Raw genomic sequence first — 12,903 nt, 5'->3', positions numbered from 1 at the left:
CTCGCCGAGCGCCCGCCCGAGACGCTGGCCGAGAGCCCGGCCGACGCGCCCGCCGCGCCGCTCACCGTCGGGCCGAAGCCCGGCGCCAACCAGCTCTCCCCGGCCATGGCCGCCGCGATCAACCGGCCGATCGACAACGGCCCGATCAGCTACGACAAGGCCTATGCCGCGATCGCCGACGATGCGTTCCCGGTGGCGGCGTTCAACTGGAAGAAGACCAACCCGGCGTTCCTGCGCCAGGAGATCGCCTATACCGGGCCCTACGAGCCCGGCACGATCATCGTCGACCCGCGGGCGCACCAGCTCACCCTCGTCCAGGCCGACGGCCGGGCGCGGCGCTACGGCGTCGGCGTGGGCAAGCAGGGCTTCTCGTGGTCGGGCACCGCCACGGTGAACCTGAAGCAGGCCTGGCCCGACTGGTACCCGCCCAAGGAGATGATCGCCCGGACGCCGCACCTCGCCCGCGAGGTCGACACGCTGCCGAGCGGCGTCGGCGTCCCCGGCGGCAACCGCAACCCGCTCGGCGCCCGGGCCATGTACCTGTGGCAGGGCAACAAGGACACGCTGTTCCGCATCCACGGCACCCTCGATCCGAACTCGATCGGCAAGAGCGTCTCGTCGGGCTGCATCCGCATGATCAATCAGGATGCGATCGACCTGTTCAGCCGCGTCAACGTCGGCACCAAGGTCGTCGTCCTGAACTGATCGGGTAAACGACCGCGCCGTCCGCAGGGGAAGCCTCCGCGGACGGCGTTCGCGCATGCTCAGTCGACGTTGCGCTCCGTGCGGCGGTGCTCGCCGAGGATGCGCCGCACCGTGCCCGTGGCCGAGCGATAGACCACGGTCTCGGTCTCGATCACGCCGGGCCTGAAGCGCACGCCGCGCAGCAGCGCGCCGTCGGTGACGCCGGTCGCCGCCACGATGACGTCGCCCCGGGCGAGGTCGGTGAGCTCGTATTTCCGGTTCGGGTCGCCGATGCCCATGTCCTGCGCCCGCCGGCGCTTCTCGGGCGTGTCGAGGATCAGCCGGCCCTGCATCTGGCCGCCGATGCAGCGCAGCGCGCCGGCCGCGATCACGCCCTCGGGCGCCGCGCCGGTCCCGAGATAGATGTCGACGCCGGTCTCGTGGGGCGAGTTGGTGAAGATGATGCCGGCGATGTCGCCGTCCGAGATCAGGCGGACCCCGGCGCCCGCCGCGCGGATCGCGGCGACGAGGTCGGCGTGGCGCGGCCGGTCGAGGACGATCGCCACGATCTGCGATGCCGGCACGCTCTTGGCGCGGGCGAGCGCAGCGATGTTGTCGGCGGGGCTGGCGTCGAGGTCGACGATCCCCGGCGGATAGCCCGGGCCGATCGCGATCTTCTGCATGTAGACGTCGGGGGCGGCGAGGAGCGAGCCGCGCTCGGCCATCGCCATGATCGCGATGGCGCCCGGCATGTCCTTGGCGCACAGGGTCGTACCCTCCAGCGGATCGACCGCGAGGTCGACGCGCGGCCCGCCGCCGCTGCCGAGGCGCTCGCCGATGAACAGCATCGGCGCCTGGTCGCGCTCGCCCTCGCCGATCACCACGGTGCCGTCGATCGGCAGCGCGTTGAGCTCGGCCCGCATCGCGTCGACGGCGGCCTGGTCGGCGGCCTTCTCGTTGCCCTGCCCGCGCAGGGCCGCCGCGGCGATGGCCGCGCGTTCGGTCACGCGCGCGAGTTCGAGGGTGAGCGTGCGCGCGACGACGCTCCGCGAGCCCTGCATGAGCGCCTCGTCCATCGTTTCCCAAGCCCTTCCCGCGGCCCGAACGTTTTCGGTGCCCTGCTCCTACAGCTTAGCGCAGGCAGGATGCACGAAAATAACTCAGGTTTCCGAATTTCCAGCGAAGAGGAACGATAGTGCTTATCCTTCGAGCGCCGAGGAGGCTTATTCCCGCTCGATTCGGATGAGCTGCGGCGCCTCAGCCAGCAGCCCGTCGGCGGCGATGGCGTCGAGCGCCGCGCGGATGTTGCCCTCCGTCGCGGCGTAGGTGATCAGCACCAGCGGCACCGGCTGCCCGGAGCGCCCGTGCGGATCGCTCTCCGCCGTCTCCCCGGTGCGGCGCTGCAGGATGCTCTCCAATGAGATCTCGCGCTCGGCCATGCGGGTGGCCACGCCCGCCGCGACGCCGGGCCGGTTGTGGACCGTGAGGCGGATGTAATAGCCGCCCTCGTGGCGCTGCATCTCGACCCGCTCGGCGGGGCGCAGCTGCGCGGTCGGGCAGCCGAAGGTCGGGCGGGTCAGGCCGGCGGCGAGGTCGGCGATGTCGGCGACGACCGCCGACGCCGTGGCCTCGCCGCCGGCGCCCGGGCCGATCAGGGTCAGCTCGCCGACGGCGTCCGCGTCGATCGTCACCGCGTTCGTCACGCCCATCACCTGGGCGATGCTGGAGGATTTCGGCACCATGGTCGGGTGCACGCGCTGCTCGATCCCGGCCTCCGTCGCCTGCGCGACGCCGAGCAGCTTGATCCGGTAGCCGAGCTCCTCGGCCATCAGCAGGTCCAGCGGCTTCACGCCGGAGATGCCCTCGACCGAGACGCCCTCGGCGTCGATCGCGGTGCCGAAGGCGAGGCTCGTCAGGATCGCGAGCTTGTGGGCGGTGTCGAAGCCCTCGACGTCGAAGGTCGGGTCGGCCTCGGCGTAGCCCAGCGCCTGCGCGTCCTTGAGGCAGGCCTCGAAGGTCAGGCCCTCGCGCTCCATCCGGGTGAGGATGTAGTTGCAGGTGCCGTTCATGATCCCGTAGACGCGGCTCACCGCGTTGCCGGCCAGCCCCTCGCGCAGCGCCTTGATCACCGGGATGCCGCCGGCGACCGCCGCCTCGTAGGCTAGGGCCACGCCCGCGGTCTCGGCGGACGTCGCCAGCGCCGCGCCGTGCAGGGCGAGCAGCGCCTTGTTCGCGGTGACGACCGGCTTGCCGGCGGCGAGCGCCGCCTCGACGACCGCCTTGGCCGGCCCTTCCGAACCGCCGATCAGCTCGACCACGCAGTCGACCTCGGCCGAGCGCGCCATCTCCACCGGGTCGTCGAACCAGTGCAGCCCGGCGACGTCGAACCCGCGGTCGCGCGTCCGGTCGCGGGAGGAGACCGCGACGACGCGGATGTCGCGGCCGGTGGCGGCGGCGAGCGCCGCCGAGCGGCGCGCGATCATGCGGACGACGGCGGCACCGACCGTGCCGAGACCGGCGACACCGAGGCGGAAGCTCTGGGACATGCTGGTTTTCGTAGCCTTCTGCCCTGCGCCGTCGGCGGCCTGTCGGCCAGCGCGGACGGGCGCGGGGTACGCCGCGCGCCCCATCGGCTGCGGCGGCGTCCTTCTGCCTCGATTTGCCGGGAGGCGCAAGAAATCGGCCGGTCGCGCGGTCGTCTCCGGGCGCCCCCCGTCACCGGCGGCGCGACGCCGCCCGATGCCGCACGGCGGCGACGACCAGGCCGAAGAGGATGCCGGCATTCAGCAGGTGCCAGAGGGCGTGGGTGCCGACGGGCACGCGCGCGCAGACGCTGCGGTCCATCGTGCGCAGGGCGAGTGAGACGCCGAACAGGAGCGCCAGCGCGGCGAGCCGCCGGGCGGTCGACGACGGGTCGCCGAGCCATCGCAGCCCGACCGCGACGCCGAGGAGCGCCAGCACGGCCGGCAGGTAGTCGACAGAGCCGTCGGTGAGGGCCTCGACCGAGCGCCCGGCGGCGGCATCGAGGGCGGGGACGAGCCCGAAGCCGAAGCCCGCGAACGCCAGGGTCGCCGCCGCCGCCGCCTCGAGCCCGAATCGCAGGAACCGCACCATCGCCAGGAAGAAGTAGGCGTGGATGAACACGGCGATCGGCACCACGTCGGCGAGCATCGCCCAGCGCACGGCGAGGGTGTGGAACAGGAAGGATCCGACGCCGACGATTGCCGTCAGGAGCGCGAGAGCGGCGGCGGGCCGATCGTCCACCGTGCGGGCACGCCGGAACGCGACGGTGCCGGCGACGAGGAAGGCGGCGTTGGAGACGGCGTTGACCGGCTCGGCCCAGAACGCCGGGCTCCCGCGCTCGCAATAGCCGGCGATCGGCTCGAACCAGTCCACCGGCGACCTCGTTGCGGGACGGACGACGATGCGTCCGGCCTTCCGCTTGTCAGGGCGGTGCGAAGGCCCGATGACGGGCTCCGCTCTCCAGGACGCCAGCGATGCGCATCACCACGTGGAACGTCAATTCGATCAAGCAGCGGGTCGGGCACCTGCTCGCCTTCCTCGACGAGGCCAAGCCGGACGTGGTCTGCCTGCAGGAGCTGAAGTGCCAGGAGGAGGCGTTTCCGCGCGCCGAGATCGAGGCTGCGGGCTACGCCGTCGAGGCCGTGGGCCAGAAGGCCTATAACGGGGTCGCGCTGCTGGTGCGCGCGCCGCTGACCTACGATCCGGAGACCGTTCTGCGCGCGCTTCCGGGCGACGCCGAGGACGAGCAGTCCCGCTACGTCGAGGCGCTGGTCGCCGGGGACGGCGTCGCGCCGGTTCGGGTGGCCTCGATCTACCTGCCGAACGGCAACCCGGTGGCGAGCCCGAAATACCCCTACAAGCTCGCCTTCCTCGAGCGCCTGCGCCTGCATGCCCGCGCGCGGATGCGCGAGGAGACCGCCCTGGTGCTGGCCGGCGACTACAACGTCATTCCCGAGCCGGAGGATGCGGCCGAGCCCGCGGCCTGGGCCGACGACGCGCTCTACCTGCCCACGACGCGCGCGGCGTTCCGGTCGCTCCTCGCCGAGGGGCTGACCGACGCGGTCCGCGCCTGCGACCCGCGCCCCGGCCTCTACAGCTTCTGGGACTACCAGGCTGCCGCCTGGTCGCGGAACTTCGGCATCCGCATCGACCACCTGCTGCTCTCGCCCCAGGCCGCCGACCGCCTGGTTGCGGCCTCGGTGCAGAAGCACCTGCGCGGATTGGAGAAACCATCGGACCACGTGCCCGTGACGGTGGAGCTGACGTGAAGGCCGGATCGGCCCGGCGTCCGATATCGTAACCCTTCCGCGCTACGCCCCACGGATTCGATGGCGACATAATCCCCGCCGCCGCAACGAACTTATGCGGTCAAGGTTGTCCCCGGTCGATCGGAGTCGCAGGCAGCCATGGAACGACCGAACCCCATCCACGGCGAGGACGCGTCCGCCGGCGCCGAGACCGGCCAGGACCACGCGGCCGCGGACGAGGCCGCCGAAGCCGGCGTCCTGGAGCCGCTGGCCGACTACCCGCACATCGATCTCCGCGCCGGCGGCGAGCCCTGGGACAAGCGCCGCGCCGCCGGCAAGCGCCTGCGCGAGGTGGTGGACCATGCAGCTCACGCCGCCCTCGACCTGCCCGCCGACCGGCCCGATCCGGTCGACCTGATCGCGGGCGCTCACGAGGGCCGGCAGCCCGAGCTGGTGCCGCTGCGCGTCGCCCGCATGGCGAGCTCGCCCTTCGCCTTCCTGCGCGGGGCGGCCCACGTCATGGCCTGGGATCTCGCGCACAGCCCGCGCAGCGAGATCATGGTGGTGATGAACGGCGACGCGCACATCTCGAATTTCGGCCTGTTCGGGACGCCGCAGGGCGACGTCGTGCTCGATCTCAACGATTTCGACGAGGTCACGATCGGCCCCTGGGAGTGGGACCTGAAGCGCCTCGTCGCCAGCATCGAGGTCGCGACCCGCGAGGACGGGGTGCCCGCCGACCAGCGCCGGCAGGCGGTGATGGCCGCCGTCGGCGGCTACCAGCACACGATGCTGGACCTCGCGCCGCAGGGGTCCCTCGACGTCTGGCAGCAGGCCACCCGCGCCGACGAGCTCGATTTCTCCGGCGTCCGCATCGACGAGGCGTCCCAGGCCGTCGTGCGCAAGGCGGTGGAGAAGGCGCGCAAGAAGAACAACCAGAGCCTGCTCGCCCGCGTCGGCGAGCGCCGCGTCGACGGAGGCTGGCGCTTCCGCGAGGACGCCCCGATCCTCACGCGCGTCGACGACGACACCCGCGAGTCGGTGATCACCGGGCTCGAGCACTACGCCGAGACGCTGCCGCGCGAGCGCCGGTTCATGCTGAGCCGCTACCACGTGGTCGACGTCGCCCACCGCGTCGTCGGGGTCGGCAGCGTCGGGACCCGCGCCTACGTGGCGCTGCTCTGCGGCAACTCGGACCAGGACGTGCTCTTCCTGCAGGTGAAGGAGGCGGTGCGCCCGGCCCACGCCCCCTACCTGCCCGGCATGCCGGAGCCCTATGCCAGCCACGAGGGCGAGCGGGTGATCTACGGCCAGCGCCTGCTCCAGGGCGTCGGCGACCCGCTGCTCGGCTGGACCACGATCACCGACCGCCCATTCTACGTGCGGCAGATGAAGAACATGAAGGGCGAGATCCCGGTCTCCTGCATGACCGGGCAGCCGCTGCTGTACTTCTCCTGGGCCTACGGCGCGCTGCTCGCCCGCGCGCATGCCCGCACCGGCGACGCGGCGGCCATCGCCGGCTATTGCGGCAAGGACCGCCACGCCGACCTGCGCGAGGCGCTGGCCGACTGGGCGCACGCCTACGGCGACCGGAACGCGGCGGACTACCAGGCCTTCCTTGCCGCGATCGAGGCGGGCCGGCTCGAGGCGGCACCCGATCCCTGCCTGTGACCCGGCGCGGCCCGCGCCGCGCCCGCTCCCTGCTACCGCTTCGTCAGCCCGCCGAGCACGTTGCGCAGGATCGCGTTGCCGACTTGGGTGCCGACGCTTCGCGCCATGGAGCGCGCCGCGTTCGACACGACCTGCTCGGCAAGGCTCTGCGGCGCCTTGCGGCCCCCCTTGCCGCCACCCTTGGCGGCGGGCGTGCCGAACACGCTGCCCATGATGCCGCCGAGGAACCCGCCGAGGCCGCCTTCCGAGGCCTGCGCCGCTTCCGCTGGGGCGGCGTCGAGATTCTTGCGCTTGGCCAGCATCTCGTAGGCGCTCTCGCTGTCGATCGCCGCATCGTACTTGCCGCGCAGGGGGCTCCGGGCGATCAGGTCGGCGCGCTCGGCCGGCGTCAGCGGGCCGACGCGCCCCTGGGGCGGCGCGATCAGGGCGCGCTCGACCACCGAGGGCGTGCCCTTCGGCTCCAGGAAGCTGACCAGGGCCTCGCCGACGCCGAGCTGGGTGATCGCCTCCGCGACGTCGAAGCCGGGATTCTGCCGAAAGGTCTCCGCGGCGGCCTTCACCGCACGCTGGTCGCGGGGAGTGAAGGCGCGCAGCGCGTGCTGGACCCGGTTGCCGAGCTGGCCCAGCACCGTCTCGGGCACGTCGAGGGGGTTCTGCGTCACGAAGTAGACGCCGACGCCCTTCGAGCGGATCAGCCGCACCACCTGCTCGACCGCGTCCAGCAGCGCCTTCGGCGCATCGTTGAACAGCAGGTGCGCCTCGTCGAAGAAGAACACCAGCTTCGGCTTGTCCAGGTCGCCCACCTCGGGCAGCTGCTCGAACAGCTCGGAGAGCATCCACAGCAGGAACGAGGCGTAGAGCCGGGGCCGCTGCATCAGCTTGTCGGCGGCCAGGATGTTGACGACGCCGCGCCCGTCGCGGTCGGTCCGCATGAAGTCCTCGAGGTTGAGGGCCGGCTCGCCGAAGAACCGGTCGGCGTTCTGGTTCTCGAGCATCAGGAGCTGGCGCTGGATCGCGCCGACCGACGCCGCCGAGACGTTGCCGTACTGGCCGGAGATCGTCTTGAGGTTCTCCGAGCAGAAGGCCAGCAGCGCGCGCAGGTCCTTCAGGTCGATCACCGGCCACTGGTTCTCGTCGGCGACGCGGAAGGCGATGTTGAGGACGCCCTCCTGCGTGTCGTTGAGCTCGAGCAGCCGCGCCAGCAGCAGCGGCCCCATCTCGGTCACGGTGCAGCGGATCGGATGGCCCTGCTCGCCGAACAGGTCCCAGAACACGGTCGGGAAGCGGTCGGGCTCGTAGGCGATGCCGAGTTCCTCGGCGCGCTTGACGAAGACGGGCTTGGATTCCCCGGCCGCCGCCAGGCCCGAGAGGTCGCCCTTCACGTCCGCCGCGAAGACCGGGACGCCGGCATTGGAGAAGCCCTCGGCCATCACCTGCAGCGTCACGGTCTTGCCGGTGCCGGTCGCGCCGGCCACCAGCCCGTGCCGGTTGGCGAGCTTGAGCGTCAGCACCTCGGGCTTCGGCGCGCCGGTCTTCGGGATGCTTTTTCCAACGAGGATGCTGCCGTCGCCCGCCATCACGCCCAATCCCCTTCGCACCACCGGTGAAGGTTATGCCGGCCGAAGACCGGCTTTGCCAGATGCGCGGCCGTTTTGCTTGATTTCTGCTTCCCTAAGCCCGAAGGACGAGGAAACACCTCGGGAGCTGCCGATCATGGAAGAACTCATCGCCCGCGTGACCAACCGCACCGGGCTCGATGCCGCGACGGCGCAGACCGCGATCGGGCACATCCTGGCGTTCCTCCAGAAGGAGGGCCCCGCCACGGAGGTGAGCCAGCTGATGGCGGCGATGCCGGGCGCCGAATCCCTGGTCGCGACCTCGAACGCCGACGAGGGCGGCGGCGGCCTCATGGGCATGCTCGGCGGCATGATGGGCGGCGGCGTGATGGCGCTCGGCCAGAAGTTGATGGCGGCCGGCGTGCCGATGGGCCAGATGCAGCCGCTCGGCCAGGAGCTGTTCGCCTACGGCCGCGAGAAGGCCGGCGAGGACGTGATGGGGCCGATCGTCGGCTCCGTCCCCGGCCTCAGCCAGTTCGTCTGAGACCGGACGGCCTTCGGGCTCGCGGGACGCTCACGGGCGCCGGCGCGGGCCTGTCATAAAAGCGTGCGGCCTTCGTGATTGTGTCCGGTTCCAGGGCCTGGAGCCGGCCGCCCCGCGGGGGCGCGCTCCCGACCCGGAATGGGCGTCGACCATGGTCGCGAAGTTTACGCGTGGGGCCTCCGCCGCTTGGGACGCGATCCGGGCCAACGGCTGGGACAGCGTCGAGTCCCCCATCGCGAAGCTGAAGCGCAAGTCGGCCGACGGCACCCTGCCCGGCTTCGGTGGCCGCAGCCTGACCCCGCCCGGCGCCACGCCGATCCGCTTCAAGGCCAAGGGTGCGGGCAAGCCCCTCCCCGAGCTGGGCCCGAGCCTCGGCCGCATCGGCAGCCTCGAGGTGTGCCTCGCCACCCGCAAGTCCGAGATCCGCCGGGCGCAGCGGCTGCGCTACCAGGTGTTCTACGAGGAGATGTCGGCGATCCCCAGCGGCATGGCGATGCTGTCGCGGCGCGACGTCGACGCCTACGATGCGGTCTGCGACCACCTCCTGGTGATCGATCACGCCGCGACCGACGCGAAGCCGTTCCGCAAGGCGCGGCCCAAGGTGGTCGGCACCTATCGCCTGCTCCGCGGCGAGGCTGCCGAGCGCCATTTCGGCTTCTACTCGGCCTCCGAGTTCGACATCGCGCCGCTGCTCGCGGCTCATCCCGGCAAGCGCCTGCTCGAGCTCGGCCGCTCCTGCGTGCTGAAGCCCTATCGCACCAAGCGCACGGTCGAGCTGCTCTGGGCCGGCATCTACGCCTACGTGCTGCACCACCGCATCGACGCGCTGATCGGCTGCGCCAGCCTCGACGGCACCGATCCCGCCCGCCTCGCGCTGCCCCTGAGCTTCCTGCACCACCATGCCCGTGCGCCCGACGGCTGGCGGGCCCGGGCGCTTCCCGAGCGCTACGTGCCGATGGACCGGCTCGACCGCGAGGCGATTGACCCGAAGGCCGCCCTGCAGGCGCTGCCGCCGCTGATCAAGGGCTATCTCCGCGTCGGCGCCACCTTCGGCGACGGGGCGGTGATCGACCGCCAGTTCGGCACCACCGACGTCTTCGTCGTGCTGCCGGTGACGGCGATCGGCACGCGCTACCTCGGCCACTTCGCGCCGACGGCGAACGCGCGGGCGGCGTGAGCCCCCGCGGCGAGCGACGCCGGCGACGGTCCGTTCCGGACCGCGCCAGCATCGCCCCGTCGGTCAGTTCGGGTGGAACACGACCTTCACGCAACCGTCCTTCTTGTCCCGGAACGTCTTGTAGAGGTCCGGCCCGTCGGCGAGGTTGGTGGAGCGGTGGGTGATCATCGACGTCATGTCGATCTTCCCCTCCTGGATCAGCTTGGTCAGCGTCTCCAGGTAGCGCTTCACGTGGGTCTGCCCGCTCTTCATGGTCAGGCCCTTCTGGACGATCATGCCCATGTTGACCGGGATCGGGCCGCCGTAGACGCCGGGCACCGAGACGATGCCGCAGGGGCGCACCGCCTTGATCGCCTCCATCAGGGCGTAGGGCCGCTCGGTCGAGGTCAGCTTCTCCTGGATCTTGTTGACGAGGCTGGCGACGCCATGGCCGGCGCTGGCCTCCATGCCGACGCAGTCGATGACGCCGTCGGCGCCCTCGCCCTTGCTGATCTCCTTGATCCGCTCGAACACGTCTTCCTTCGCGTAGTCGATGATGTCGGTCGCGCCGTAGGTGCGGGCGAGCGCCAGGCGCTCGGGCACCGTGTCGATCGCGATGATGCGCTCGGCGCCCATGATCTTGGCGGACTGGATCGCGAACAGGCCGACCGGGCCCGCGCCCCAGACCGCGATGACCTCGCCGCCCTTGATCTCGCAATGCTCGGCGCCCTGCCATCCGGTCGGCAGGATGTCGGTGAGGAACAGCAGCGACTCGTCGTCGACGCCCTCGGGCGCCAGCATCGGCGCGACGTCGGCCATCGGCACGCGCACGTACTCGGCCTGCCCGCCGCCGTAGCCGCCGGTGAGGTGCGAGTAGCCGAACAGGCCGGCGGTGGTGTAGCCGAACTGGGCGGCGGCCATGGCGGCGTTGCGGTTCGAGCGCTGGCAGACGGAGTAGTTCCCGAGCCGGCACTGGCGGCATTCGCCGCAATTGATGTTGAACGGCACGACCACGCGGTCGCCCTTCCTGAACTTGGTGAAGCCCTGCCCGACCTCGACGACCTCGCCCATGAACTCGTGGCCGAGCACGTCGCCCGCCTCCATGGTCGGCATCTGGCCGTCCATCAGGTGGAGGTCCGAGCCGCAGATGGCGCAGGACGTCACCTTGATGACGATGTCGCGCGCATCCTCGATCCGCGGATCGGGGACCGTGTCGCAGCGGATGTCGCCCTTGCCGTGCCAGCACAGCGCTTTCATGGAAATCCTCTCGTGACGGCGGAATCGCGGCCCACGGAGGTGCGGGCTCGTGCGGGTAAGTGCCCGATCGTACGGCCAAGTTCCGATGGCCCGTCGAATGGCCGCAGCGGTCCGACCGCATCCGGGGGGGCCGGTCGCGGCCGTGCCGACGGGATCCGTGCTACGAGACGCCCTCCGCAAACCCGATGGGTCCAGAACCAGCATGATCGTCTACGGCACCGGCTATTCGCCCTACGTCCGCAAGATCCTCGTGGCGCTCGCTGAGAAGGGCGTGCCCTACGAGCACGTGCCCTGCATGTTCCACGCGCCCGATGCGGCGTTCCAGGCGGCGAGCCCGCTCGGCAAGATCCCGGCGATCGACGACGACGGCTTCAAGCTCGCCGATTCCTCCGCGATCCTGTGGTACCTCGAGCGCAAGCACCCGGACCCGGCGCTGATGCCGGCCGACGCGAAGGCGCTCGGCCGCGCGGTCTGGTACGACAAGTTCGGCGACACGGAGCTGTTCGGCCCGCTGGTCGTGGCGTTCCGCGAGCGGGTGCTGAAGCCCAACATGATGGGCAAGCCCTGCGACGACGCCGCGGTCGCCAAGTCGCTCGACACCGACCTGCCGCCGCTGTTCGACCACCTCGAGGGTCGGATCGACGGCGCGTTCCTGGTCGGCGACGCCTTCTCGATCGCCGACATCGCGATCGCGACCGGCTTCTACAACTTCCACCTCGCGGACGCGAAGATCGACGCCGCCCGCTGGCCGAAGCTCGCGGCCTACGTCGACGGCATCCTGGCGCGCCCGTCCTTCGTCACGGCCATGGCCGCGCGCAAGGGCTGAGCGCCGTCCGATAGACCGCGTTTCTGATGGACTCGGTTCAGCGCGTCTCCCTCCCCCCTCGGCGGGGGAGGGAGGAACCCGTGCCGGGTTCGATTCGCGTCGCAGGATATGACGTCGCGCCGGCCGGGCCGTCGTGCCCGCCCGGGTTCAGCGGCGGCGCTTGATCGAGCCCACCGTCTGCACCTGGGCCTGCGCCTCGGCGCGGTCCTCGTCGCTGGCCGCCGCCCAGTTCTTCTCGTAGAGCGCGACGATCCACGCGTCCTTGCGCCCCTCGACGCCCTCGCGGGCCAGCGAGAGCCACATCAGGCCGCGGGCGCGCTGCACCGGCACGCCGCCCATGCCGTTCATCAGCATGTCGCCCAAGAGCGCCTGGGCCGGGTGGTGGCCCTTCTCGGCGGCGAGGTTGAACCAGCGCGCGGCCTGACGCGCGTCGGCCTCGACGCCGGTGCCGTCGAGGTAGAGGCGGGCAAGGTTGTACTGCGCGTTCGGGTCGCCGAAATACGACGCCGCGTAGTTGAACATGTCGTAGGCCCGCTCGGGGTTCGGGCGCACGTAGGTGCCCTTGATCCCGTCGAGGAAGTAGCTGCCGAGCGCGGTGAAGGCGCTCGCCGTCACCGCCGAGGTCTGCGCGTCGGGCCCGTCGTCGGTGCCGGAATCGGCGATCCGCGAAAAGAACTCGAACGCCTTCAGGTCGTCGTGCGGGACGCCGTCGCCCTCGGCATACATCCGGCCGAGCTTCCACAGGGCGAGCGCGTGGCCCTGGTCGGCGGCGTATTCGAGCGCGCGAGCCGCGCCCTCCTTGTCGCCGGCATTGTACTCGCGCACGCCGGCCCGCAGGACGACCTGAAGGCGTTCGAGTTCTTTTCGCGGATCGCCGATTCCGGCACCGACGACGGGCCCGACGCGCAGACCTCGGCGGTGACGGCGAGCGCCTTCAC

Annotated in this window: 12 protein-coding genes; 6 read left to right on the top strand and 6 right to left on the bottom strand. The window is 71.3% G+C overall.

The genetic code is table 11. The features are described from left to right. Positions 1-705: L,D-transpeptidase (locus tag FV223_RS09420; protein ID WP_147726674.1), on the top strand; the 705-nt coding region annotated here is incomplete at its 5' end. A gap of 59 nt (positions 706-764) precedes the next feature. On the opposite strand, the gene glpX is transcribed toward FV223_RS09420, so the two are convergent. The 3 genes from glpX to FV223_RS09405 all read right to left on the bottom strand — a co-directional run bounded on the left by glpX (position 765) and on the right by FV223_RS09405 (position 4,080). Then, positions 765-1,760, bottom strand: coding sequence for a class II fructose-bisphosphatase (gene glpX / locus FV223_RS09415; RefSeq protein ID WP_147726672.1), 996 nt, complete (start codon positions 1,758-1,760; stop codon positions 765-767). A 147-nt stretch (positions 1,761-1,907) separates the two neighbouring features. After that, a complete protein-coding gene (locus FV223_RS09410) occupies positions 1,908-3,230 on the bottom strand; it encodes a homoserine dehydrogenase (protein WP_147726670.1) in 1,323 nt (440 codons plus the stop codon). A gap of 169 nt (positions 3,231-3,399) precedes the next feature. Beyond that, complete coding sequence (locus FV223_RS09405) at positions 3,400-4,080, bottom strand: ceramidase domain-containing protein (RefSeq protein WP_147726668.1); 681 nt, start codon at positions 4,078-4,080, stop codon at positions 3,400-3,402. A 101-nt stretch (positions 4,081-4,181) separates the two neighbouring features. Here FV223_RS09405 and xth point away from each other — a divergent pair, with 101 nt between their 5' ends. Both xth and FV223_RS09395 read left to right on the top strand, forming a co-directional pair. Then, positions 4,182-4,976: an exodeoxyribonuclease III gene (xth, locus tag FV223_RS09400; protein ID WP_147726667.1), complete on the top strand. Its 795-nt coding sequence runs from the start codon at positions 4,182-4,184 to the stop codon at positions 4,974-4,976. A 138-nt stretch (positions 4,977-5,114) separates the two neighbouring features. Further along, positions 5,115-6,626: a DUF2252 domain-containing protein gene (locus FV223_RS09395; protein WP_147726665.1), complete on the top strand. Its 1,512-nt coding sequence runs from the start codon at positions 5,115-5,117 to the stop codon at positions 6,624-6,626. Between the two features lie 32 nt (positions 6,627-6,658). On the opposite strand, the gene FV223_RS09390 is transcribed toward FV223_RS09395, so the two are convergent. Beyond that, complete coding sequence (locus tag FV223_RS09390) at positions 6,659-8,203, bottom strand: helicase HerA-like domain-containing protein (protein ID WP_147726663.1); 1,545 nt, start codon at positions 8,201-8,203, stop codon at positions 6,659-6,661. A 136-nt stretch (positions 8,204-8,339) separates the two neighbouring features. Here FV223_RS09390 and FV223_RS09385 point away from each other — a divergent pair, with 136 nt between their 5' ends. Both FV223_RS09385 and FV223_RS09380 read left to right on the top strand, forming a co-directional pair. Beyond that, positions 8,340-8,726 (top strand): DUF2780 domain-containing protein, encoded by a 387-nt coding sequence (locus FV223_RS09385; RefSeq protein ID WP_147726661.1) that lies wholly within the window; start codon positions 8,340-8,342, stop codon positions 8,724-8,726. A gap of 151 nt (positions 8,727-8,877) precedes the next feature. After that, positions 8,878-9,903 (top strand): GNAT family N-acyltransferase, encoded by a 1,026-nt coding sequence (locus FV223_RS09380; RefSeq protein ID WP_147726659.1) that lies wholly within the window; start codon positions 8,878-8,880, stop codon positions 9,901-9,903. Between the two features lie 63 nt (positions 9,904-9,966). On the opposite strand, the gene FV223_RS09375 is transcribed toward FV223_RS09380, so the two are convergent. Continuing rightward, a complete protein-coding gene (locus tag FV223_RS09375) occupies positions 9,967-11,139 on the bottom strand; it encodes a zinc-dependent alcohol dehydrogenase (protein ID WP_147726657.1) in 1,173 nt (390 codons plus the stop codon). A gap of 202 nt (positions 11,140-11,341) precedes the next feature. On the opposite strand from FV223_RS09375, the gene FV223_RS09370 reads away from it, so the two are divergent. Next, positions 11,342-11,965 carry a glutathione S-transferase family protein gene (locus FV223_RS09370; protein ID WP_147726655.1) on the top strand — a complete coding sequence of 208 codons (624 nt, stop codon included), beginning with the start codon at positions 11,342-11,344 and terminating at the stop codon, positions 11,963-11,965. A 147-nt stretch (positions 11,966-12,112) separates the two neighbouring features. Here FV223_RS09370 and FV223_RS09365 read toward each other — a convergent pair whose 3' ends face one another. Continuing rightward, the gene (locus FV223_RS09365) at positions 12,113-12,874 is read right to left on the bottom strand and encodes a tetratricopeptide repeat protein (protein WP_246689649.1); all 762 of its coding nucleotides are present in this window, start codon (positions 12,872-12,874) and stop codon (positions 12,113-12,115) included. Positions 12,875-12,903: the final 29 nt, after the last annotated feature.

The sequence above is a fragment of the Methylobacterium sp. WL116 genome, assembly GCF_008039455.1.
Classification (GTDB): domain Bacteria; phylum Pseudomonadota; class Alphaproteobacteria; order Rhizobiales; family Beijerinckiaceae; genus Methylobacterium.
This window is presented reverse-complemented; position numbering and strand designations above follow the sequence as displayed.

What these genes read in the sequence shown, in the direction of transcription:
- glpX (WP_147726672.1), bottom strand. Translation starts at nt 1,760, where the DNA reads ATGGACGAGGCGCTCATGCAGGGCTCGCGGAGCGTCGTCGCGCGCACG.
- FV223_RS09370 (WP_147726655.1), top strand. Translation starts at nt 11,342, where the DNA reads ATGATCGTCTACGGCACCGGCTATTCGCCCTACGTCCGCAAGATCCTC.
- FV223_RS09410 (WP_147726670.1), bottom strand. Translation starts at nt 3,230, where the DNA reads ATGTCCCAGAGCTTCCGCCTCGGTGTCGCCGGTCTCGGCACGGTCGGT.
- FV223_RS09390 (WP_147726663.1), bottom strand. Translation starts at nt 8,203, where the DNA reads ATGGCGGGCGACGGCAGCATCCTCGTTGGAAAAAGCATCCCGAAGACC.
- FV223_RS09395 (WP_147726665.1), top strand. Translation starts at nt 5,115, where the DNA reads ATGGAACGACCGAACCCCATCCACGGCGAGGACGCGTCCGCCGGCGCC.
- xth (WP_147726667.1), top strand. Translation starts at nt 4,182, where the DNA reads ATGCGCATCACCACGTGGAACGTCAATTCGATCAAGCAGCGGGTCGGG.
- FV223_RS09375 (WP_147726657.1), bottom strand. Translation starts at nt 11,139, where the DNA reads ATGAAAGCGCTGTGCTGGCACGGCAAGGGCGACATCCGCTGCGACACG.
- FV223_RS09385 (WP_147726661.1), top strand. Translation starts at nt 8,340, where the DNA reads ATGGAAGAACTCATCGCCCGCGTGACCAACCGCACCGGGCTCGATGCC.
- FV223_RS09380 (WP_147726659.1), top strand. Translation starts at nt 8,878, where the DNA reads ATGGTCGCGAAGTTTACGCGTGGGGCCTCCGCCGCTTGGGACGCGATC.